Source organism: Amycolatopsis echigonensis (assembly GCF_002846615.1).
Taxonomy (GTDB): Bacteria; Actinomycetota; Actinomycetes; order Mycobacteriales; family Pseudonocardiaceae; genus Amycolatopsis; species Amycolatopsis echigonensis.
Window position 1 is genome coordinate 5,263,581 of the sequence record NZ_PJMY01000003.1, and the last position, 22,156, is coordinate 5,285,736.

Sequence of the window (22,156 nt, forward strand, 5' to 3'; positions counted from 1 at the left end):
CGGTGGCTTGCTCCTCAGTAGGTCCAGTTCAGGCCGTCGGTCGGCGATTCGGGAACAGGCGGGACAAACGACTTGACCTCGAAGGCGAGCGGGTCGTCGTGGTTGATCGGGAACCGCTTCGGGACCTTCCCGGTCGCACGGGCGTACGCGCACGCGACGGCCGCGACTGAACAGGCCACGCCGGCCTCGCCGCCGCCGCCGGGCTGCTCGCCGTTGGACGGCATCGCGATCGCGGTGAAGTCGTGCGGGATGTTCCACTGCCGGGTGTAGAAGTAGTTGTCCCAGCTGGCTTCCAGGAAGTGCCCGTCCTTCAGGTGGACACTGCTGGTGAGCGCGAGCGCCAGCCCGTCGGAGAAACAGCCCATCATCTGGGCTTCGAGCCCGCGCGGGTTGATCACCAGCCCGGCGTCGATCGCGATGACGGCCTTCGTCACGCGCGGTCCGGTGACGCCGTCGCGCACTTTGCGGTTCACCGTCTCCGGACGGCAGTCGATTTCCACCATGCAGGCGCTGGCGCCCTTGTATTCCTTGTGGATCGCGATGCCCTGCGCGGTGCCCGGGGCCATCTTCCGGCCCCAGCCACCGACCTCGGCGACCTTGCGCAGGACGCCCTTCACCTTGTCGTTCTTGAGGAATTCCATCCGGAAGTCGTACGGGTCCTTGCCCATCGCCTTGGCGAGGATGTCCACCATCAGCTCGTTGGCGCAGCCGACGTCGGGCGAGTAGACGTTGCGCATCGACCCGGTGTTGAACCGCTGGTCGGTCTCGGTCAGCGTCTGGTCGACGACACCGAAGTTGTACGGCATTTCCTGGCTCAGCACGAAAACCGCCTCGGCCACGCCGAGGTTGCCCAGCCCGGTCGGCATTTTCGTGGCGACCGAGGTGAGCATTTCGCCGAGCCCGTGCCGGAACGACGTCTCGACCGAGGTGTGCCGCTGCTCGAAAGTGAGCACGTTCCCGGCGAGCACGGTGGCCCGCAGCCGCGACGTCGCCATCGGGTGCAGCCGTCCTTGCCGGGGCTCGTCGGCGCGGTGCCACATCAGCCGCACGGGTTTGCCGAACGCCTTCGACGCCTGCGCCGCTTCGACGGCGTGGTTGCCGAACAGCTTGTGCCCGAAGGAACCGCCGCCGGTGATGACGTGGACCTTCACCTTGCCCTGCGGCAATCCGACCGCCTGCGCGACCTCGCCCTGCGCGACGATCGGCGACTTCAGCCCGGCCCAGATCTCGGCGCTGCCGTCGCGCACGTCGGCGACCGCGCAGTACGGCTCCAGCGCGGCACTGGAGCGGAACATGAACTCGAAGTCCGCCTCAACCGTCTGCGCCAGGACCGGAACCTTCGGCACGGCAAGGGGAAGTTCGGCGCGGCGCAGGTTGGCGAGCACGGTTTCGTCGTTCTCGCCCTCGACGCTGCCGGGGCCCCAGTCGACCCGCAGCGCGCGCACGCCGTCGATGCACTGGCCGAACGTCTCCGCGCGGACCGCGACCCCGGTCGGGATGATCGCGACGTCGGTGACGCCGGGCAGTTTCAGCACGTCGGCCTTGTTGAGGACGGCTTTCGGCGTGCCGTTGAGCGTCGGCGGACGGCAGATCATCGTCGGCAGCGCGCCGGGAATCTCCAGGTCCATCGCGAACTGCTTCTTGCCGGTCACGATGTCGAGCGCGTCGAGCCGGTTCTGCGGCTTGCCGAGCACCGTGAACTCGCTGGAGCCCTTGAGCTTGCTCGGGTCCAGCTGCACCTGCTTGGTGGTGCTGGACGCGGCCTTCGTCGCCAGTTCGCCGTACGTCGCCGTCTTGCCGTTCGGCGCGGTCACGACGCCGCCCTTGACGATGAACCGCTCCGCGGTGCCGCCGAGCAGGATCGCCGCCGCTTCGAGCAGCTGCTGCTTGGCGATCGCGGCCGCGACGCGGATCGGCGTGTAGGTCGAGACCGTGGTGTTCGACCCGCCGGTGAGCTGGTTGAACAGCAGTTCCGGACGCGCCGGGGCGAGCGTGACGTGCACCTTCTCGACCGGCAGGTCCAGTTCCTCGGCGATGATCATCGCGCTCGAGGTGGTGATGCCCTGGCCGACTTCGGCGCGTGGGATCTCGAACGAAGCGCTGCCGTCCCTGTTGATGGTGACGGTGATCAGCTGCGACGTCGGGAGGGCGGCGTCGGTGAGCGCGTCGTTGAGGTCGTACAGCTCGGGAGGCTGCGGAGCCGACGGAACGGCGGCCGCCGCGGGGGTGGAGAGCCCGACGTCCGCGGCGACGACGAGGGTCCCGGCCGCGACGACGTAACCGAGGAACCCGCGCCGCGAAACGCCGGCGCGCTCCTTCCCGGTGTCCGGCTCGGAGTGACTGAGAGTCACGCTGATTCCCCTTTCGAGGTAAGGACCGCGTGCCGGATGGCAACACGTGCACGCGGGTGGTGGTGAGGGACCACCTTGCCGGGTGAATCCGGGCTTGAGTGTTCAAGTTCTGTACAGCGGCAGCGGAGAGCGATGGTTATCCTGCTGCGCGTCACCAACGAAGGTGGAGATGCGCGTGAGCTCGATGACGTCCTCGCGCAGCGTGGCGCTGCGGGAACCGATCGCCCAGTCCTGGCGACGTGCCTCGCTCGCCGGGGTGCGCCCCGAAACCGCCCTGCTCGACCTGCGGTTCGAGGAGGTCGACCCGGCCAGCAAACTGCTCGCGGCGGCCGCGCCGGTGCTGGAGGACCTCGACGAGCGTCTCGCCGGCACCGCGATGTCCACTGTGCTCGTCGACCACGACGGCAAGCTCGTCCACCGGTGGAGCGCCGACCGCGCCGCCGAGAACTGTTTCGAGCAGCTGGGCCTCGGGGTCGGCGCTTGCCTGCTGGAGGACGAGGTCGGGACCACCGGCCCGGGCACCGCACTGGAAACCCGGTCGAGCATCGTGGTGCACGGGGAGGAGCACTACGCCGAGGCGCTGCGCGGGTTCAGCTGTTACGGGCACCCGATTTTCCACCCGGTCACCCGCCGGCTGGAGGGCGCGCTCGACATCACGCTGCTGGCCGCCGAGGCGAATCCGCTGCTCGCGCCGCTGGTCGCGAAGGCCGTCGAGGAGATCGAACGGCAGCTGCTGGAAGGCAGCCGGATGTCCGAACGGTCGCTGCTGGCCGCGTTCCAGGCGACGTCCCGCCCGACCCGGCCGGTGGTCGCGATCGGCCCGGACCTGTTGCTGTGCAACCAGGCCGCGGCGGACCTCCTGGAAGGCGCGGACGTCGCGCTGCTGTGGAACCTGGCGGGCGAGGCGGCCGGACCGTCCGAAATGGAGACCGAACTGCGCTCCGGCCAGCGCGCGCGGGTGCGAGCCGAACCGGTGCCCGGCGCCAAGGGCGGAGTGCTGGTCGAGATCCGCCCGCTGAGCGCGACCGAGGCCCGCCGGACGCGACGTCGTGCAGCGGTCGCGCCCGATCCGGTGGCCGGGCACGTGCACATCTCGGGCCCGCCCGGAACCGGCCGCACCACCGAGGCCAGGCTGCGGGTGCCCGAGGAACCGTGCACCACGTTGACCGGCGCGGAAGCAGTGCTCGGCGGGTCGGCAGCCTGGGCCGCGCGCTTCACCGCCGCCGTCGAGACCGGTGCCGGCAGCATCTGCGTCGACGGCGCGGACCTGCTGCCCGCCGAACTGGTCGACCTGGTCGCCGCCCACGCCGCCCGCGGCGTCGGCCCGCACCTCGTCCTGACGACCGGCCCACGCGAAGGACTGACCGGTCCGGAACGAGCGCTGATCGCGTCGTGCGCGGAGAACGTCGAACTGCTGCCGCTGGCGCACCGCCCGGACTTCCCCGAGGTCGCGGCGCGAATGCTGGCCGAACTCGGAGCGGCGCGGACGCACAACATCACGCCGGGCGCGCTGCGGATCCTCGGCTCGTACGACTGGCCGGGCAACCTGCCCGAACTGCGCGGCGTACTGAGCCAGGCGATCCGCAAACGGTCCGTGGGCGCGATCGGCCCGGCGGATCTGCCGCCCGCGCTGGTGGCTGACGCTTCGGGGCACGAGCTGGCGCCGATCGAGCGAGCGGAACGAAACGCGATCGTCGCAGCGCTGCGGTCGGCTGGCGGGAACAAAGTCCGGGCGGCGAGCACTTTGGGGATTTCGCGGACGACGTTGTATGCGCGGATGCGGGCGTTGAAGGTGCCGGGTTAGCCGCGGGGTGGTTGCCCGGTCATTGAAGGTGCGCTCGGCTAGCGGTAGTCGCCCGGCGGTTGTCCGGTCCAGCGGCGGAATGCGCTGGCCTCGGAAACCCCGGAGGTCGGCCGCCGACCCGCGCTTGGGTGTCCCGAATCGCCGGATCGTGCGCGGTTCAAGGCAAGCGGATGGTTAACGCGCGGCCCTATGCGGTTTTCTACCCGATCGGGTGACGAGGCTCGGTCGAGAACCGGCCGCCGAGCAGCCGTTCGGGCTCCGCCCGCAGCCATCTGCCCGGCTTCGGATCCTGGTTCGTGGTCACCGGCTGTGGCATTTCTGCGCAGCACCCGGAAGCGGAGCGAAACCCGGCGAACCGATCGCGGCCGGTCGGTCCGCCTCTTCCTTCCCCGCACGATCACTCGGGACGCCGAGCGCAGGACCGCAGGGCACTCCGCTCCCGCCAAAGTCCGTGAAGGGAACCCTCCGGGAATCAGATTTCCCTCACGGGCCTTCCCGATTCCGCACCACTTCCGAAGAAACCGCAGTCCGGCTGGATGGACGTGATCGCGGGCGGACCGGTCCGCGGCATCCGGTAGCGGTGGCACCTGGGCCTCAACCGGGGTCAGGCGTTCGCCAAGCGCAGCCGTTCCGCTGCCTGCAACCGAAGCGCGTCACCGCAAAGCGGCCGACCTCCGTGCAGCGCTTCCCACCGGGCATGGTGCGAAGCTGGCCACAAGCTGGCCGCCCACGCGACTTCCTGTTCGGCCAAGGAGAACCGTCGGCCGCGGAAGTCCTGATAGGACTCCAGGAACGCCGCGGAACTCTCGATCGGCGCCAACGTCGGCGGGGTCGTGCTCGGGAACGTCCCGCTCGCCGCGCCCGCGAGTGCTGCCTCCGGTTGCCATGCCAGACTGTCCCAGTCGTGGACCGTCCAGCCTTCCTGGGCATCCCAGCGGAGGTTCTGTGCTTCGAAATCTCCGTGGCCGAGGACATTCGGCAGGTCAGCCGCGAGCAGCCGGCGGCGGGCTCGGTCGGCGGTCTTGGCGACCTCCTCGGGCACCGCGCTCTGGTCTCGTTCGTCCAGGAAGTCGATGGCCGGCCACAGGCCGGGGTCGGCGTGATCCCAACGCAGCCAGCGCGGGTTCGGCAGCGGCGGCTGGACGGAAATCTCGGAGAGGGCGGCCATCAGCAGGGCGAAGACCTCGGCATAGCGCGTGGCGATCTCAGGCGAGTCACCGGAAATCACGTGGCCCCCGGGGCGGTATTCCTCGGCGTGCACGGCCAGAGAGCCGACTGGGACAACCGGCGTCAGCGGCCGTGCGCACGGAAAGCCCCGCGCAGCCAGTTCAGCTTGCGCGGCGACGCACGACTCAGCGCGGCCGTCGTCCGGACGGGCTTTGACCACGACCTTCCGACCGTCTTCCAGCCGCAGACCGTGCACGGTCGAGATCATTCGTGCCTCGAACAGCACTTCTGCAGGTGCGACGCCGAGATGCGTGAGGCACCAAAGCGACAGCCATTGTTCCACTTAGTCGACTCCCGGTGCTGTCGTGCGTCGTTCGGTGGACCGGCGTTCGATGGCTTCCGCGACGCCGTCGATCGCCTGTCGGATCATCGCACCGTATTCGTCGTCGGCCAACGCGTCCTGGCCGTTTCGCGCTTCGGAGATCTGTTCCTCTGCTGCGGAGAACGACCCCAGACGGCGGAAGTTGTCGGCCAGGTTCAGGTGCAGCGACGGGTAGAAGCCTGCGATCCGAAGCCCGGCGTCGTGGGACTGCACCTGTTCATCAGTCACTGTCGCGGCGGCGTCCAGTGCTCTGATATCCCAGACCAGCGCTTCTGCCGGGTCAGCGAACAAATCCGCTTGGTAGTGGGCCAGAACGCAACGGTAGAACGGGTTTCCGCCCGGCCCGATGTCGTCCCACAGTTCCTGCAGACGCGCCCGCGCGGCGTCCGTCGCGCCCGTTCGGCCTTGCGTGACCGCGGCCGTGATCTCGGCCATCGTGTCCGTCATCCGGCATTTCCTTTCACTGGCATGGCGAGGGTGGTGAGGTCGCCGTCGTCGGCGGAGCGCACGACGACCGGCAGGTGCGGGCCCGCGACGTCCAGCATCACGTCCGGGCCGACGGCGGTGCTGATCGCCGGGTGCAGCGTGCTCACGGCGAAGGAGAGGGAGATCGGCGGTCCCATGACGTCCGCGGGGATTGCGTCGGTGCCTACCGTGATCGCTGCGGCGGAGAGATCCAGTTGGATCTGCGGGGTGTACTGGCGCTCCAGACCTGCCACGAGCGCGTTGCGAGATATCACTGCCCGCGTAAGGACTTCTGGCAGAGACGCGAGCATCAGCCGGTAGTCGGGGAACTCGTCGGCCAGCGTGCGACAGGTCCGTACTGTCCCGTCGTCGCCCTGGAAGAGGATTTCCTCCCCGCGGACGCTGAGCCGCAGTTCGTGCCGACGGCGCGTCCACGGCATCGCCAGCCGCAGGTCGTCGGCGTCGACAGTCGCGGTCCACGTCGACGAGCTCGGTTCGGCTGGGACCAACGTGCGGGTCGAGAGCCGGTACCGGTCGGTGGCGGTGAGCACGATCGCCTCGGGAGAGACCTCCAGGTGCACCCCGTTGAGCACCGGCAGGTCCTGCGTGGTCGCGGTCAGCACCTGCTCGACGGCCGCGGTCAACACCGGACCAGTCAGCTGGACCGACGACGCGGGTGCCGGCGAGCCCAGCGTGGCCTTCACCGCCGCGGCGGTTTCCCGTGCCTGCTGCACCTGAGATACCAACCCGGCGACGTGGTCGTCGATGATCCGCGACGCGTCGGCCGGCTCCGCGGCGAGAACCGCACCGACCCGTTCCAGCGGCAGGCCGATCTCCCGCAACCGCCGGACAAGCAGCGCGGCCGAGACCTGCCCCGGGGAGTAGTAGCGGTAACCGGATTCCTCGTCCACCCGGACCGGCCGCACGAGGCCGGAATCGGCGTAGAAGCGCAGCGCGCTGGCGGTCAGCCCGCAGCGGCGGGCGAACGCTCCGATAGTCAGCAGGGCAGAGGTGGACACCTGCCCATCATCGGGCTTCAAGCAGCTTGAAGGTCAACCCCGACGCAGTTGACCACGGGATTTCGCCGGGTGCAGGCCGGGCCGCCGGACGGCCGCCGAGGTCGCGCTGTCGGTTGAGCGGAGCCGTCTCCGCCGGACGGCTGCGGCACCGAGCGGCTGCCACCCCGCGCGAACTCACCGCGGCTGGCCCGACCGGTGCGTTAGGCCAGCGCGAGCGCGTCGTCGATCGTGGCGTCCAGGAACGCGAGCGTGTCGCGGCGACGCGCCAGGGGATTCCGGTAGCTGCGACGGCCTTCCGCGCCTTCGGTGCGCAGGCTCAAGCTCTCCGCGATGATCCGCTGCCATCGTGGGGCGAATTCCCTTGCCGCATAGCGGCCCGCGCCGCATTTGGACGTCATTTCCCCGGTGGCCAGCAGATGGTGCAGGCGGCTCACTCCGAGCACCGCCCACACCGGGAACCACGGGCTCATCCCGATCGCGAGCGACAGCGCACTGGTGCGCCGGTTCTTCTCCCACCACGGCCGCCAGTAGCGGCTCAGATTGTCCACAGTGAACGCGCGCAAGGCATCCTGGTCCGCCCAAACGTCCACATCGGACGGCTCAGGACCGCGCAGTGCGATCCCGCGGCTGGCGAGTTCGCAGAACAGCACCGGGTTGACGCCGCCCCGGCCCGCCGACGTGAACCGGCCTTCCTGCATGCATGGAACGTCCGGGCAGTCGTCAGGTCCGGCGGCGAGGTCGGCCCAGGTCAGCACGGACCCATCGAAATGCGGCTTCGGGAACCGGGCGACCGTCGTGGCATGCGCCTGCGCCAGTGCTGATATCTCACCGGGTTCCGGACGCCGATCAGCGACCGCGACGAAATCGATGTCGCTGGCGGTGCTGAGCCGTCCGCGTCCGGCACCGCGAGCGTGGAAGTCGCCGAAGCAGACCGAGCCGACCAGGTAGAAACCGGTCACCAGACCTGGTGCAGATCGGTCCGCTGTGGACAGAAACAGCTCGGTGCTTCGGCGGGCTTCCTCAGGTATCTCACGGGGCACGCCTGCCACGTTACCCAGTTACGCGAGCTCGGCCGCGGCCTTCGCCAGTGCGTCGACACTGCCGGACATGACCGTGCGGACGTGCTTGGTGAGGTGGTCCAGCGGCCAGTCCCACCAGGCGATCGCCAGCAGTCGCTCGACGTCCTCGTCGCTGTACCGGCGGCGGATCAGCTTGGCCGGATTGCCGCCGCCGATGCCGTAGTCCGGCACGTCGTCGACTACCACGGCTCCGGACGCGACGATCGCGCCGTGTCCGATGCGGACGCCCGGCATGACCATCGCCCGGTAACCGAGCCAGACGTCGTTGCCCAGCACCGTGTCGCCGCGCCCGGGCAGACCGGTGATGGCGTCGAAGTGCTCGGCCCAGTCGCCGCCCATGATCGGGAACGGGAACGTCGACGGCCCGTCCATCCGGTGGTTCGCGCCGTTCATGATGAACCGCACGCCTTCGCCGAGCGCGCAGTACTTGCCGATCACGAGCTTCTCCGGCCCGTAGTGGTACAGCACGTTGCGGGTCTCGAAGGCGGTCGGCTCGTCCGGGTCGTCGTAGTAGGAGAACTCGCCGACATCGATCAGCGGCGAGGTGACCAGTGGTTTCAGCAGCACCACCCGCGGCTGCTCGGGCATCGGGTGCAGGACGGTCGGATCAGGGAAAATGAGAGATCTCCTTGGCGTGGTTCTGATATCTCAAAGGCGGCCGGCGGCGGACCCGAAACCCAGCCAGGTGTGCCGGTTGCCCCACCAGCACCAGCCGACCTTCGGGGCGTCGCGGCGCTCGCTTCCGTCCCGGCCGGTGCCGTTGCTGATCCACAGCGCCGGCGTGCGGGCGTCGAACTTGCCGTTCTCCTTGCGCAGCCGGGAGCCGATGGTCATGAAGCAATGATTGCGCTCGAGCGCCGACGGCTGGTGCAGCACCCAGTGGATCCCCTCGGTCAGCAGCAGCGGACTGCGCCCGGCCTTGGCGATCGCCGGCAGGGCTTCCTCGGGGCTCCAGTTCGCCATCTCGTCACCGCGGTCGATCCCGGTCACCAGATACAGCGGCGCGTCGGGGAGGTCGATGTCGTGCGGCGCGAACTGGTCGACGTCCGGCATGTCGGTGACGACGAATCCGGGCTTTCCTTCGCAGCGGAGCAGCGGCGAGAGCGCCGACGCGGGCGCCCGATCCGGATGGATCGCCAGCAGCGCGCCGTCCGCGTCGCTGTGGTCCGCGGCGAAAGCGCGCAGGTCATCGGCGGAAAGCCGCGCGATCTCGGGCACTCCCAGCGCGATCAGGTGGTCCGCCTGGTCCGCGAGCGACGGGAGAGCAGCGATCGACAAGAGGTTCTCCTTCGGATTATCTTACATCGGTAGTAAAAGTATGTCCGCACGACTAAATGGGTGTCAAGGTAAATTTACGTCGGAGGTAAGTTTTCGATGGAGCTAGGCCTGCGGGAAGCCAAGAAGCAGGAGACGCGCCAGCTGATCTCCGACCACGCGACGCGGCTGTTCCTGGAGCAGGGCTTCGAGGAGACGACGATCGCCCAGGTCGCGGCGGCCGCGCGGGTCGCGAAGAAGACGGTGACCAACTACTTCGCCCGCAAGGAAGACCTGGTCCTGGACCACCAGGACGAGTTCGTCGCGACCCTGGCGGACGCGGTGTCGTCGCGGCAGCCAGGGGAGTCCGCGCTCGCCGCGCTGCGGCGGACGTTCGAGGCCGCGGTCGCCGCGAAGGACCCGGTGGCCGGGTTCGCGGGCCAGGAGTTCAGCCGGATGATCGCCGAGAGCCCGACGTTGTCCGCGCGCCTCCGAGTCCTGCATGAACAGCGGGAACGAGCCTTGGCGGACGCACTGGCGGACGCGGTCGGCAGCTCTCGGTCGGACATCATCGTCCGGACCGCGGCCGGGCTGCTGGGGGCGGTGCACCACATCCTGTTCCAGCGGATCGAGGAGCTGACCCTGGCCGGGCGGCCCGTCGACGAGGTCGCGGAGACGGTCGCGGCGGAGGCCGCACAGGCGTTTGACCTGCTGGAACCCTCGCTGGGGAACTACGCCGTGGCCTGATCCGGCGCGGATCGCGGCCGCGGCGTCGTGCGCGCGACTGCTTCCCCCGAAACCGTCCGAAGAAGTTTTCCCCGGGATGTCGATCCGCCCGCAGCTCGATCGTCGCTTGAGTGAGACGACCGAAAAGACCTCACAGGGGAGACGACATGAGTGCCGGACGACGCGAGTGGCTGGGCCTGGCAGTGCTGGCGCTGCCGACCGTGCTGTTGTCGCTGGACATGAGCGTGCTGCACCTCGCGGTTCCGCACCTCGCCGCGGATCTGCGGCCCTCCAGCACGCAGCTGCTGTGGATCATCGACATCTACGGCTTCATGATCGCCGGGTTCCTCGTCACGATGGGGACCCTCGGCGACCGGATCGGCAGGCGGAAGCTGCTGATGATCGGCGGCGGCGCGTTCGGGCTCGCGTCGGTCGCGGCGGCGTTCTCGACCAGTCCGGAGATGCTGATCGCCGCGCGGGCCGTGCTCGGGATCGCCGGGGCGACGCTCATGCCGTCGACGCTCGCGTTGATCAGCAACATGTTCCCGAACCCCAAACAGCGCGGCACCGCGATCGCGGTGTGGATGAGCTGCTTCATGGGCGGCATGGTGGTCGGCCCGGTCGCCGGCGGGTTCCTGCTGGAGCATTTCCGCTGGGGTTCGGTGTTCCTGATGGGCGTGCCGGTGATGATCCTGCTGCTCGCGACCGCGCCGAAGCTGCTGCCGGAATACCGCGACACCTCGGCCGGACGTCTTGACCTCGCCAGCGTCGCCCTGTCGCTCGCCGCGATCCTGCCGGTCATCTACGCGCTCAAGGAAATCGCCAAGAACGGCTTGTCCCTGACCGAAATCGTCGTGCTCGTCGCGGGACTCTCGGTCGGTGCGGTGTTCGTCCGGCGACAGCGGCGGCTCGAGCACCCATTGCTGGACCTCCGGCTCTTCCGGGTGCGCGCGTTCAGTGCGGCAGTGGCGATCATGCTGGTCGGCGCGGTCACCATGGGCGGCGTGTTCATGCTGGTCAGCCAGTATCTGCAGATGGTCGCCGGGCTGAGCACCGTCGACGCCGGGCTGCTGCTGGTCCCGCAGGCGCTCGCGGTGGTCGCCGGATCGATGATCGCGCCGCGGCTGGCGCGCCGGTTCCGTCCGGAATTCGTGCTGGGCTTCGGAATGCTGGTCGCGGCGGCGGGAATTCTGTTGTTCACGCTCGCCAGCGGGTCCGGCGGGGTGACGTTCGTGGTGCTGGGCATGTCGATCGCCAGCTTCGGAATGGGCCCGCAGGGCGTGCTGTGCACCGAAATGGTGGTCGGCTCGGTCCCGCCGCAACGGGCAGGCGCGGCCTCGGCGATGTCGGAGACCAGCGCGGAATTCGGGATCGCTATGGGAATCGCGGTGTTCGGCAGCGTCGCGACGGCGGTGTACCGCGGTCAGATCGCGGTCCCGTCTCACGTACCGGCCGCGGCGGCCGCCCAGGCGACCGACAGCATGGCCGGCGCGATGGAGGCGTCGGCGACGCTGCCCGGCGCGATGGGGGAGCAGTTGCTGGCTACGGCGCGGGACGCCTTCAGCTCGGGGCTGCACACTGTCGCCGGGATCGGTGCGGCGATCGTGGTGGTGTTCGCGGTGGTCGGGATGGTCGCGCTGCGGAGTTCCCAGACGAAGGCGGCGGCGAAGGCCGAGGAACCGGTGCCGGTCGCGTCGTGAACCTGGTGTTCCCACGCCAGCGGGCCGGTGTTCCCGCCGAGCTTCAAGCCCGGCCGGAGCACCGGCCCGCAGTGATGTCTCTGGTGCGCGGTCAGGGTTTCCGCGCGACCCCGATCGCCACGATCCGCTGGGCCACCGTCGGCTCGCCCAGCAGCGGGCCGTCCGGCCACCATTCGACCACCGGCACGATTTCCGCCGGCTTGTTCGGTCCGCTCGGGATCAGCTCCAGGTCGTGGAACAGTTCCTTGATCTCGGCGCGGGTGCGGGACGAGACGTCCTTCATCGATCCGTTGTGGACCGTTTCGATGATGCCCTGCACCACTTCGTCGTCCTCGGAACCGTCGTGGGCGTCGAGCAGATGCGAGATCGCCACGTACGAACCCGACGGCAGCCGGTCGATGAATTCCTTCGTGACCTTCGCCGGAACCGAGCGATCGCCGGTCTGGTGGTGCAGGGCCAGCAGGAACAGCACCGCGATCGGCTCGTTCCAGTCGAGGTGCTCGGTGACCGTCGGGTGGTCGAGAATGCTCGGCGGGTCGAAGAAATCCGCCTGGATGTATTCGGTGAATTCGTTCTCGTCGAGCAGCGCACGCCCGTGGCTGGCCACCACCGGGTCGTAGTCGACGTAGACGACCTTCGCGGTCGGATCCGCGCGCTGGACGATCTGGTGCACGTTCTCCGCGGTCGGCATGCCCGAACCGCAGTCGATGTACTGGCGGATGCCCGCGTGGTAGGCGAGGAACCGGCAGATCCGGGTCATCAGATGCCGGTTGACCCGCGCGGTTTCCGCGATGTCCGGCATCACCCGGGCGGCTTCCCGGGCGACCTGCCGGTCGATCTCGTAATTGTCTGTCCCGCCCAGCAGATAGTCGTACACGCGGGCGGCGCTCGACTCGTTCGGGTTGACCCCCGGCGGTGCGTTGACTGCGTCGGTCACGACGCGTACCTCCCGCGTGTCGACACGGTGATAGATGTCGCACCGAGAGTAGCGGACTTCGGGAAAGCGGCGAAACCGGTGCCACCGGGATGCCGGATCAGCCTGTTTCAGGGCGCTGACCAGCGGCGGCTTCGCGCTCAGGCGGTCGCCGCGGCCCACTCGGCGCAGGACACGACTTCGAATCCCCGGCTGGGGAAGACCTTGTCCAGCAGGAAATCGTGGACGGCTTGGTCGCTGTCCGCGCATCCGTCGCGCAGCACGGTCACCTGATAGCCGCGATCCGCCGCGTCGTAGCACGTCGCGGTGACCATCGCGCTGGTCGCGACCCCGGCGATCGCGAGGCGGCGGACGCCCCGGGCGCGAAGCACCAGGTCGAGATCCGTTCCGGCGAACGCGCTGGCCCGGCGCTTCAGGACGACGACGTCCTCTTCGGCAACCGGCAGCGTCAGTTCAGTGCCCGGCGAACCTTCGTGGAAAGCGTCCCCGGCGTCGAAGAAGGAGCGGTACAGCGCGCCGTCGGGCAGGTCAGTTCCGTTGTCCCGCATGGCGAAATGCACGAATACGACGAGAGCGCCGGTTGCTCGGGCTCGCGGCAGCAGATCGGTGAGCGGCGGCACGACCTGGCGGGCGAACGGGTAGCCGTCGGTGATGCCTCGCTGGATGTCGCCGACGATCAATGCGGTGGTCATGAGAATCCCCCTTTGCGCGATAGCCGCTATTTAACCCGGAGGCACGGTCAGGCATCGAGGGCGAGCAGCGCGTCGAGCAGTTCCTCCGGGGTTTCGACCTGCGGCAAATGCCCAGTGCGAGGAAGCACGGTGAACGTCGCGCCCGGGATCGCGGAGGCGTACGCCTCGCCGTACTGCGGGTCGGCGATGCGGTCGCTCTCGCCCCACAGGACGTGGGCGGGGATGTCCACCTTGCTCAGCCGCTCCGCCAGGGACGGGTCGGACATCGTCGGGCCGGTGTAGCCGACCAGTGCCACGACGTCTGGGCTCGGACCGCTGCTGCCGGCCGGCGGCTTCGGCGCTTTCGCCGGGTCGTGGAACGAGAACTGCTGGATTTCCGCGATCGTCTTGCCTCGGACGTCGGCCAGCGGGTGGCTGTCGACCTCGATGCCGATGCCGTCGACGAGCACCGCGCGGGTGACGCGCGGGCTGTGCAGCAGAGCGATTTCCGCGGCCAGCCAGCCGCCGAAGGAGTTGCCGACCACGGTGACGTTCGAGACGTCGAGGTGGTCGAGCATCGCGACGTACGCCTTGGCCAGTGCGGTGACGTCGGTGAGTTCGGCGGCTTTCGGGGTGCCGTTGAAGCCGGGGTGGGTGGGCAGGAGGACTCGCGAGCGGGTGCGTTCGGCCAGCAGATCGGCGAAACCGGCCATCGTCGCGACGCCGCCTCCGCCGTGCAGGAGCAGGAACGTCCGGGTGCGGTCGTGGTCTTGGACGGCGATCTCGACCGGTCCGGCGGAGGTGAACCGGAGCGTCTGGGAGGAATTCATAACAGGAACCTTATATAAGGAACTTGAGATAAGCAACCTGTTTTCGCACGGGGTAGGCTCCGCGGCCATGAAGTACCGCCACGCCGACGTCGCTCTGGCCGTCAAGCGCCTGCAGCACCGCCATCACCGCGCGCTGAGCCAGGCACTGCAGCCGCTGGGGCTTTCGCTCGTGCAGTGGGACACGTTGCGGCACTTGGACAACCATCCGGAGGCATCGCTGCACGACCTCGCCGTGCTGACCTTCCAGACCGACCAGTCCTTCGGCACGCTGGCCGCGCGGATGGTCGACCGCGGTCTGATCGAGCGGGTCCCGGGGCCGGGCCGGGCGGTGCGGCACCGGCTCACCGAGAAGGGCGCTGAGCTGCGGAAGGCGGGACAGGAACTCGCGGACGTCGTGGTGAAGAAGTCGTTCAGCCGGCTTTCGGCGGCTCAGCTCAACGAACTGGGCGCGCTGCTGGACGCCGCGTTGGAGTCTGATCCGGCGTAACCGGCCAGCCGGTCGGCGAGGGCGCGCATCTGGTCGCGGAGCGCGTCCGGTCGCTCGATGACGAACGGCCGGTCGAGCGCGGCGAGCCGCGGCGGGATCCAGTCGAGGCGTTCGGCCCGGATCCGCGCGCGGATCCACGGGTCGTCCGCTTCCAGGACGGCGATGGACGGCGGGAACGCTGCGCGGATCTCCTCGGCGGTCGCGCGGATCCGCACTGACACGTCGTGCCGGTGCGGTGCTTCGGCGATGCCGGTGAGCACCTGGTGGGCGGGGTCGAAATCCGTTGGGGCGCTGAAGGTTCCGTCCTGCGGTTCGGCCCGTTCGATCCGGTCGACGCGGAACGTGCGCACCTGCCCGGCACTTGAGTCGAAGCCGGTGAGATACCAACGGCCGGAATGTGCCACGACACCGTACGGCTCGACGACGCGCTCGCTGCTGCGGCCGTGAACCGCGGTGTAGGCGAGTTTGACCGGCCGCTGATCGCGCGCTGCCTCGGCGACCGCGAGGAGCACCTCGGCCTCGGCGGTGAGCGAGGCGCGCGCGGGAGCGGTGAAGTCGGCGACCTCCAGCAGCGCGTCGAGCCGGCGGCCGAGTGCCTCGGGCAGCACCCGGCGGACCTTCGCGACCGCGCTTTCCGCGGCCGCGACCGACGTGGTGACCAGCCCGGCGCGCCGGCCCGCGACCAGTCCGAGCAGGACCGCGAGCGCCTCCTCGTCGGTGAGCATCAACGGCGGCATCCGGTAGCCGGGCGCGAGCCGGTATCCGCCGTAGCGGCCGCGCACGGAGCGGACCGGAATGTCCAGGTCAAGCAGGTGCTCGACGTAACGGCGGACGGTGCGCTCATCGACGTCCAGCCGCCCGGCGAGTTCGGCGACGGTCCGCGTGCCGCCGCCCTGGAGGATCTCCAGCAGCGCCAGCACGCGGGCGATCGGCCGGGTCATGCCGGGAATTCTCGCAATACCGGGCGGATCCTGTCCACTATTGCTTCTAGCGTGGTCGGCAGGTAATCACCCCAGAAAGGAATGTGGCCGTGCAGTTGACTTCCGTCCGGATCATCACTGGTGACGTCGACCGTCTGACGTCCTTCTACGAGCAGGTGACCGGCCTCGTGGCGAGCCGGCCCGCGAAGCAGTTCGCCGAGTTCGCCGGCGGGCCGGCGACCCTGGCGATCGGCAGCGCCGAGACGATGGCGCTGTTCAGCGCGGGTGCGGCGGTGCCGGAGTCGAACCGGACCGTCATCCTGGAGTTCCTGGTCGAGGATGTGGACCGCGAGTTCGCGCGGCTCCGCCCGCTGCTCGCGGAGATCGTGCAGGAGCCGACGACGATGCCGTGGGGCAACCGGTCGCTGCTGTTCCGCGACCCGGACGGCAATCTGGTCAACCTGTTCGCGCCGCAGACCGAGGAGGCCCGCGCCCGGCTCGCCCGGTGACCGGGAAATCGCCTCGCCTGACCGGCAGGTGACCCGCCAGGATCGCCGCATGACACGTGCTCTCCTGCTGGACCGGTTCCGCTGGGTCGACGGACATGCCGATCTCTGGCCGGTTTTCCGCGACGGGGCGGCGTTCGCCGAGGTGGTGCGGGCACTGGCCGAGCCGTTCCGGGACGCGGGCGTCACCGCGGTGTGCGGGATCGAGTCGCGGGGCTTCCTGCTCGGCGGTGCCGTCGCGCTGGAACTGGGCGTGGGGTTCGCCGCGGTTCGGAAGGCCGCCGGGCTGTTCCCCGGCGAGAAGCTGACGCGCGAAACGGACCCGGACTACCGAGGTTTCCGGCACGTCCTGCGGATGCAGCGCTCGGCGCTTTCGGACGGCGACCGGGTGCTGCTGGTGGACGACTGGGTCGAGACGGGCAGTCAGGCGCTGGCCGTGCGCGACCTGGTGACCGAGGCGGGCGCGGAGCTGGTCGGCTGCGCGGTGCTGGTCGATCAGCTCGACCCGGCGGTGCGGTCGCGGCTCGGGCGGCTGCACGCGTTGCTGGCCGCGGACGACTTGCCGGAGTGCTGACTCTTGGCTGGGGCCGGTCGTTTCAAGGGGTCGCCCGGCGAGCTGAATCGCGGCTAGGGCTGGGAAAGCAGCATCGGCGGCCGGTCGTTCTTTTCCTTGCCGCCGCGGAGAATCTGCGCCCGCCCGGCACCTGGCCAGCTGTTGACCCAGCTCGAGCCCCGGATCCCCTTGGCCTGCTTCTTCAACGGTGCCAGCAGCCGCGCGCTTTCGCGGTACGAGCCCGCCGAAGCGCCGGTCTGGACGATGCTCGCCAGGGAAAGCGTGACCGGCACGCCGTCGGCGGACCAGTCGCGTCCGAGGACGGCGTCGGCGAGGGCCGTGATGTTCTCGACGCCGCATACGACGAGGAAATCGTCGCCGCCGACGTGGCCGACGGTGACATCGCCGAGCCTCCGGGCCTGGTCGGTCAGCGCTCGGCCGATGGCGCGGATCAGGTCGTCGCCCGCGGCGAATCCGGCGGTGTCGTTGAGCCGTTTGAAGTGGTCGATGTCCAGCCAGGCCACGACGAACGGCCGTCCGGCGCCGGCCCGGCGGGCGACGTCCTGGGCGATCGCGTCGCTGCCCGGCAGCCGGGTGAGCGGGTTGAGCGCGACCGCGGCCTCGACTTTCACCGCGGCCATCCGGCGCATCACCTCGTTCGGCCGCACCACGCCCTGGAACCGGCCGGACGCGTCCGTTACGACGAGGTCGTCGCCGCTGTGCTCGGCTCCGCCGTCGGCGATGAGCTCCAGCAGTTCGCGGGTGCCGGTGTCGATCCGGACCAGCCGCGGCGGGCTGGCCAGTTTCGCGGCGAGCTTCCCGGAGTACAGCGCGTGCCCGTACCGGCCGGTCACCGCGAGCAGGAACCGCATCCGGTCGATCGTCCACTGTGGACGCGCCTGCTGATCCAGGCCGACGATCGCCTTCGGCGCGTGCTCGGCGGACAGGATCGCGTGGACGTCGTCGCACGTCGCGTCGTCCGGCAGGGTCTTGGCCTGGCGGAGGAATTCGGGGATCCGCAGCCCGGCCGAGGGCGAGACCACCATGGTGCCTGGCTGGTCGCCGCGTTCGGCGGTCGGCAGCACCCGCTCGGGAGCGGCGGTGGCGAACAGATTCCCTTGGACCAGACGGATTCCGGCGCGCCGCGCGACGTCGAGTTCCGCGTCGTTCTCGATCCCCGTCGCGACGAGCCGCAGGTCGGTTTGCGCGGCGAACTGCACCAGCGCCTCGACGAGCGCGACGGTCGCCGCGTTCGCCGGGAGCCGCCGCAGCGTCGCGCGGTCCAGCTTGATCATCTCGATCGGCGCTTCGGCGAGCAGGTTCATCGGCAAGCCCGCGGCGCCAAGCCGGTCGAAGGCCAGCCGGAAGCCGAGGTCGCGCAGCCGGTGCAGGCCCCGCAGCAGGGTTCCCGGATTCGGGATGGCGAGCGGTGCGGTGATTTCCAGCACGACGTCGGCGGGACGGCGGCCGGTGCGTTCCAGAGTCTGCAGCAGCGGGATGAAGCGCTCGGCGGGCGCGCCGGCGGTGCTGGAGCTCAGATTGAGATGCAGCGACACCCCGGCGGAGGTTTGCGGGACCACCGCGGCCGCGCGCACCAGGAGGTCGAGGTCGGCGTCGATCAACTGCGCTTGATCGCCTGCCGCGTCGAGCAGGTCTTGGACCCAGCCGGCCGCGGGGTGCCCGACTGCTTCGACTGCGACAGCTGAGCCGCTGTAGAGGCTGTACAGCGGCTCGAAGGCGAAACGGACCTGGTCAGCGGGGGCGAGCACACGCAGATCCTCGCTCGGAACGCACGGATCTCCATAAAACCGTTATCTTCTGTTGACCTGCCCGGCGAGGGGCTCGAACCGGAAAACTTCTCGGGATCGTTGGCTGTGCTTGGGATTCGCGCGCGTCCGGGCCAAACCCTCGGTATGGTCCGTGATGACCATCACAAATCGGCTACGAAGCCCGTGTGACCAGGCGTGACGGCTTGACCACCGGCGATGTCCTACGCCAATACGCCGCTGATGTACCGAAGATCGCCCATGCGCAGATCGTCGTCCCGCAGAGGCGGCAGACCGTTGGCGGCGAGCAGCTCCCGCACCGTGCTTCCCCGCACCGCCCAGCCGAGCCCGGTCAGGTACGGGGCCGCTTCGTTGCGCTTGCCGAAGTAGCGAAGCCTCGTCATGTCGGTGTCGAAACCCTCGCCGCGCCATTGTGCGGAGATGCGGTCGAGGCGTTCCTTCGTCTTGTCCTCATCGCCCGGACGCGGGTTGGGCCGGTTTTCGGTGGCGACCCAGCTTCCCGGCGCGCTGAGTGCGGTGATGGTGTCCAGCAAGCGATCTTGCGCTTCGGGCGGCAGATATCCGAGCAGGCCTTCGGCGCTCCACGCGGTCGGCTGCGCCGGGTCGAACCCGGCGGCGCGCAGGGCGGCGGGCCAGTCGTCACGCAGGTCGACGGCGACTGCCCGCCGCTCGGCGGTGGGCTCGGCGCCCAGTTCGGCCAGGACGCGGGCCTTGAACTCGACCACCGGCTCCTGGTCGATCTCGTACACCACGGTTCCGTCCGGCCAGGGCAGCCGGTAGGCGCGAGAGTCCAATCCGGACGCGAGGATCACGGCCTGCCTGATGCCCGCGGCGGACGCGTCGAGGAAGAACTCGTCGTAGAACTTGCCGCGGATCTTGGCCGCGTCGATCCAGATCCGGCCGACTAGGTCGTTCGACGGGGTCTCGCCGGACGCCAGTTTGGCGAGCAGGTCGACGCTGACCGCCTGGACCAGTGGTTCGGCGAAGCGGTCCGAGAAGAGGGTGTCGTCTTCTCGGGTCGCGATCGCTCGTGCTGCTGCGGCCATGGTCGCGGTCGCGCCGACGCTGGAGGCCAGGTCCCAGGTGTCTCCGTCTTGTCGGGCGGAAGTCATTGTGCTGATTTGCCTTTCGCCGGGGGGCGTGGTTTCTGCTCGTCGCCCTGGCGGGCGACATTGCAGGTGGGTGGTTGCGTGGGGCACCCCGAACCGCAGAGGAGGCTTCGTATCGGGGTGCGGGGGAGGGTGTGGGTGCCTCGGTTGTTGGGTGCGCTGGTTGCGGTTGGGGGTGGGTGCCTGGTGGGTTGGGTGCGGCGGTGCGGTTGGGTGGTGGGGTGGCGCGGGTCAGATCGTTTCCGGGTTAACGTCAACCGCTGCGAAAAGAGTTCGTGCGCAGAGGTCCCGTAGTTCCTCGGTGCTGATCTTCGGTTCGTCCAGCCAGTCCAGGATCAGCGTCGCCACGAACGAAAGCCATCCTCGGACCGCCAGTCGAGTCGTTGGGGTGACCGGGCGCAGCAGGCTCACCGCGGACAGGATCCGTTCTGCGTTCGCTGCCATCCCGGCTTCGCAGATCTCCCGGATCTCGCGGTCGGCGTCGCCTGCGCTGCGGTGCACGATGCGGTAGCCGTCCGGGTGGGTGCGGGCGAATTCCAGGTACACCTCAAGTCCGGCGCGCAGTTGCTCGGCCACCGGCAGCGCCGGGTCGGGTTCGCTCATTTTCAGCAGCTGGTCGCGCTGCTCGCGGACGATCGCGGCGAAGAAGTCCTTCTTGGTCGGGAAGTAGTGGTACAGCAGGCCGCGCGAGACGCCGGCGATTTCGGCGACTTCTTCGATCCACACCTCGTCGTACGGGCGGCCCGCGAACAGGCCGGCTCCGATGGTCAGCAGCTGTTCGCGCCGCTGTTCGGTGGTCAGGCGCGTCCGCATCGCCCCAGCTTACTTGACACCGGTTCAGTAGCGGGGGATCGTGACCCTATTGGATGTGGGTTCAGTAGGGAGCGAACGTTGGACACCACCGCGATTCCGCACCGGCCGGGCAGGCTGCCCGTGGTCGGCGACCTGCTCGGGGCCAGCCTGCGCACGCCGCTGCAGAGCACCATGCGCGCCGGGGCGGGGCTCGGGCCGATCTTCACCCGCAAGTTCTTCGGTCTCGAGATCGTGTTCGTCGCCGGGATCGACCTGGTCACCGAGTTGAACGACGAGACGAGGTTCGGCAAGCACGTCGGGCTCGGCGTCGAGCGGTTGCGTGCGGTCGCTGGCGACGGGCTGTTCACGGCGCACACTCGCGAGCCGAACTGGCGCCTCGCCCACGACATCCTGCAGCCCGCGTTCTCCGCCGAGTCGATGCGCCGCTACCACTCGACGATGCTCGAGGTCGCCAGGGAACTGACCGCTGCGTGGGACCACGCGACCGGGCCGGTCGACGTCGCCGCCGACATGACGCGGCTGACCCTCGAAACGATCGGCCGCGCGGGCTTCGGCTACCGGTTCGGGTCGTTCGAACGGGCCGAACCGCATCCGTTCGTCACCGCGATGATCCGTGCGCTGCGGTACGCGCAGCTGGAGAACGTCAAGCTTCCGTTCGTGCGGCGCGCGCTGGCTGGGTCGGCGGCGCAGAACCAGGCCGACATCGCGACCATGACGAACCTGGTCGACGAGGTTATCGAGGCGCGGCGCAGGGAAGGCGGCGAGGCCCGTGACCTGCTTGGCCTGATGCTCACCGAGGGCCACCCGGAGACCGGCGAACAGCTCGATCCGGTGAACATTCGCAACCAGGCCATCACTTTCGTCGTCGCGGGCCACGAGACGACGTCCGGTGCGCTGTCGTTCGCGCTGTACTACCTGACGCGCCACCCGGAGTTGCTGGAGAAGGCTCGCGCCGAAGTCGATGCGGTGTGGGGCGATCGCGAACCGGCTTTTGGCGACGTCGCGAAACTCCGGTACGTCCGCCGCGTTCTCGACGAGGCGATGCGGCTGTGGCCGACCGCGCCCGGCTACTCCCGGGAAGCCCGCGAAGACCTGGTGCTGGGCGGAAAATACCCGATGCGCAAGGGTGATTCGGTCATCGTGCCGCTGCCGATGCTCCACCGCGACCCGACGGTGTGGGGGCCGGATCCGGAGAAATTCGACCCGGACCGTTTCGAACCGGCGGCGGTGCGGAAGCGCCCGGCCCAGGCGTACAAACCGTTCGGCACCGGGGAACGCGCGTGCATCGGCCGCCAGTTCGCGTTGCACGAAGCCGTGCTGGCGTTGGGGATCATGGTGCAGCGCTACGACTTCGAGGCAGACCCGGCGTACGAGCTGAAGATCGCGGAATCGTTGACGCTGAAGCCGAGCGGGTTCACCGTCCGGCCGCGGATTCGGGAGCGGGCGACGGCCCTGACCGCTTGATCCGCTGCCAGTTCCCCGGACAGCGTCTTGTGCATCGCCGCGCTATCTTTGTTCGGCCCGATTGCCGGCAATTGACCGATTGGTGGCCGGGAGTTTGCTCGGGAACTCCACCGCGCTCATCGCGGACCTGCATCA

General features: G+C 69.2%; 21 protein-coding genes. 7 read left to right on the top strand and 14 right to left on the bottom strand.

The genetic code is table 11. The features are described from left to right. Nucleotides 1-14: 14 nt before the first annotated feature. Nucleotides 15-2,351 carry a molybdopterin cofactor-binding domain-containing protein gene (locus ATK30_RS30065; protein WP_101438354.1) on the bottom strand — a complete coding sequence of 779 codons (2,337 nt, stop codon included), beginning with the start codon at nt 2,349-2,351 and terminating at the stop codon, nt 15-17. Nucleotides 2,352-2,520: 169 nt separating this feature from the next. Between ATK30_RS30065 and ATK30_RS30070 the strand changes: the two genes are divergently transcribed. Further along, nucleotides 2,521-4,155, top strand: a complete 1,635-nt coding sequence (locus tag ATK30_RS30070) for a sigma-54-dependent Fis family transcriptional regulator (protein ID WP_220817389.1) — start codon at nt 2,521-2,523, stop codon at nt 4,153-4,155. 604 nt (nt 4,156-4,759) lie between these two features. Here ATK30_RS30070 and ATK30_RS30075 read toward each other — a convergent pair. The 6 genes from ATK30_RS30075 to ATK30_RS30100 all read right to left on the bottom strand — a co-directional run bounded on the left by ATK30_RS30075 (nt 4,760) and on the right by ATK30_RS30100 (nt 9,545). Further along, nucleotides 4,760-5,587 carry a phosphotransferase gene (locus ATK30_RS30075; protein WP_460431609.1) on the bottom strand — a complete coding sequence of 276 codons (828 nt, stop codon included), beginning with the start codon at nt 5,585-5,587 and terminating at the stop codon, nt 4,760-4,762. Between the two features lie 78 nt (nt 5,588-5,665). Continuing rightward, nucleotides 5,666-6,151 carry a hypothetical protein gene (locus ATK30_RS30080; protein WP_101438356.1) on the bottom strand — a complete coding sequence of 162 codons (486 nt, stop codon included), beginning with the start codon at nt 6,149-6,151 and terminating at the stop codon, nt 5,666-5,668. Next, on the bottom strand, nt 6,148-7,188 hold the full coding sequence (locus ATK30_RS30085) for a DNA polymerase III subunit beta family protein (protein ID WP_167442032.1): 1,041 nt from the start codon (nt 7,186-7,188) through the stop codon (nt 6,148-6,150). Before ATK30_RS30085 ends, ATK30_RS30080 begins: the two co-directional genes overlap by 4 nt. A 200-nt stretch (nt 7,189-7,388) precedes the next feature. Further along, the gene (locus ATK30_RS30090; protein ID WP_101438358.1) at nt 7,389-8,147 is read right to left on the bottom strand and encodes an aminoglycoside adenylyltransferase domain-containing protein; all 759 of its coding nucleotides are present in this window, start codon (nt 8,145-8,147) and stop codon (nt 7,389-7,391) included. Between the two features lie 99 nt (nt 8,148-8,246). Then, nucleotides 8,247-8,885: a CatB-related O-acetyltransferase gene (locus ATK30_RS30095; protein WP_208637695.1), complete on the bottom strand. Its 639-nt coding sequence runs from the start codon at nt 8,883-8,885 to the stop codon at nt 8,247-8,249. A gap of 30 nt (nt 8,886-8,915) precedes the next feature. Next, nucleotides 8,916-9,545 (bottom strand): DUF5701 family protein, encoded by a 630-nt coding sequence (locus ATK30_RS30100; RefSeq protein WP_101438360.1) that lies wholly within the window; start codon nt 9,543-9,545, stop codon nt 8,916-8,918. A gap of 96 nt (nt 9,546-9,641) precedes the next feature. Here ATK30_RS30100 and ATK30_RS30105 point away from each other — a divergent pair, with 96 nt between their 5' ends. Then, the gene (locus tag ATK30_RS30105; RefSeq protein ID WP_101438361.1) at nt 9,642-10,268 is read left to right on the top strand and encodes a TetR/AcrR family transcriptional regulator; all 627 of its coding nucleotides are present in this window, start codon (nt 9,642-9,644) and stop codon (nt 10,266-10,268) included. Between the two features lie 146 nt (nt 10,269-10,414). Beyond that, nucleotides 10,415-11,947, top strand: a complete 1,533-nt coding sequence (locus ATK30_RS30110) for an MFS transporter (RefSeq protein WP_101438362.1) — start codon at nt 10,415-10,417, stop codon at nt 11,945-11,947. A 91-nt stretch (nt 11,948-12,038) separates the two neighbouring features. Here ATK30_RS30110 and ATK30_RS30115 read toward each other — a convergent pair whose 3' ends face one another. The 3 genes from ATK30_RS30115 to ATK30_RS30125 all read right to left on the bottom strand — a co-directional run bounded on the left by ATK30_RS30115 (nt 12,039) and on the right by ATK30_RS30125 (nt 14,382). Beyond that, a complete protein-coding gene (locus ATK30_RS30115; protein ID WP_101441149.1) occupies nt 12,039-12,884 on the bottom strand; it encodes an SAM-dependent methyltransferase in 846 nt (281 codons plus the stop codon). Between the two features lie 137 nt (nt 12,885-13,021). After that, nucleotides 13,022-13,573 (bottom strand): cysteine hydrolase family protein, encoded by a 552-nt coding sequence (locus ATK30_RS30120; protein WP_101438363.1) that lies wholly within the window; start codon nt 13,571-13,573, stop codon nt 13,022-13,024. Nucleotides 13,574-13,620: 47 nt separating this feature from the next. After that, entirely contained in the window at nt 13,621-14,382 is a 762-nt protein-coding gene (locus ATK30_RS30125) for an alpha/beta fold hydrolase (protein ID WP_101438364.1), read from the bottom strand. Nucleotides 14,383-14,449: 67 nt separating this feature from the next. Between ATK30_RS30125 and ATK30_RS30130 the strand changes: the two genes are divergently transcribed. Then, complete coding sequence (locus tag ATK30_RS30130; protein ID WP_101438365.1) at nt 14,450-14,869, top strand: MarR family winged helix-turn-helix transcriptional regulator; 420 nt, start codon at nt 14,450-14,452, stop codon at nt 14,867-14,869. On the opposite strand, the gene ATK30_RS30135 is transcribed toward ATK30_RS30130, so the two are convergent. Next, the gene (locus ATK30_RS30135; RefSeq protein ID WP_101438366.1) at nt 14,812-15,810 is read right to left on the bottom strand and encodes a helix-turn-helix transcriptional regulator; all 999 of its coding nucleotides are present in this window, start codon (nt 15,808-15,810) and stop codon (nt 14,812-14,814) included. The two genes, ATK30_RS30130 and ATK30_RS30135, sit on opposite strands and share 58 nt — an antisense overlap. 89 nt (nt 15,811-15,899) lie before the next feature. On the opposite strand from ATK30_RS30135, the gene ATK30_RS30140 reads away from it, so the two are divergent. Further along, nucleotides 15,900-16,298, top strand: a complete 399-nt coding sequence (locus tag ATK30_RS30140; protein WP_101438367.1) for a VOC family protein — start codon at nt 15,900-15,902, stop codon at nt 16,296-16,298. Between the two features lie 49 nt (nt 16,299-16,347). Beyond that, a complete protein-coding gene (locus ATK30_RS30145) occupies nt 16,348-16,869 on the top strand; it encodes a phosphoribosyltransferase family protein (RefSeq protein WP_101438368.1) in 522 nt (173 codons plus the stop codon). A gap of 53 nt (nt 16,870-16,922) precedes the next feature. Here the strand turns inward: ATK30_RS30145 and ATK30_RS30150 are convergent, their stop codons facing one another. The 3 genes from ATK30_RS30150 to ATK30_RS30160 form a co-directional block, all read right to left on the bottom strand. Further along, entirely contained in the window at nt 16,923-18,617 is a 1,695-nt protein-coding gene (locus ATK30_RS30150; protein WP_167442033.1) for a bifunctional diguanylate cyclase/phosphodiesterase, read from the bottom strand. A gap of 221 nt (nt 18,618-18,838) precedes the next feature. Then, nucleotides 18,839-19,747: an SAM-dependent methyltransferase gene (locus ATK30_RS30155; protein WP_101438370.1), complete on the bottom strand. Its 909-nt coding sequence runs from the start codon at nt 19,745-19,747 to the stop codon at nt 18,839-18,841. Nucleotides 19,748-19,975: 228 nt separating this feature from the next. After that, the gene (locus tag ATK30_RS30160; protein WP_101438371.1) at nt 19,976-20,557 is read right to left on the bottom strand and encodes a TetR/AcrR family transcriptional regulator; all 582 of its coding nucleotides are present in this window, start codon (nt 20,555-20,557) and stop codon (nt 19,976-19,978) included. 78 nt (nt 20,558-20,635) lie between these two features. On the opposite strand from ATK30_RS30160, the gene ATK30_RS30165 reads away from it, so the two are divergent. Then, nucleotides 20,636-22,021 carry a cytochrome P450 gene (locus tag ATK30_RS30165; protein ID WP_101438372.1) on the top strand — a complete coding sequence of 462 codons (1,386 nt, stop codon included), beginning with the start codon at nt 20,636-20,638 and terminating at the stop codon, nt 22,019-22,021. The last annotated feature ends 135 nt before the right edge of the window (nt 22,022-22,156 follow it).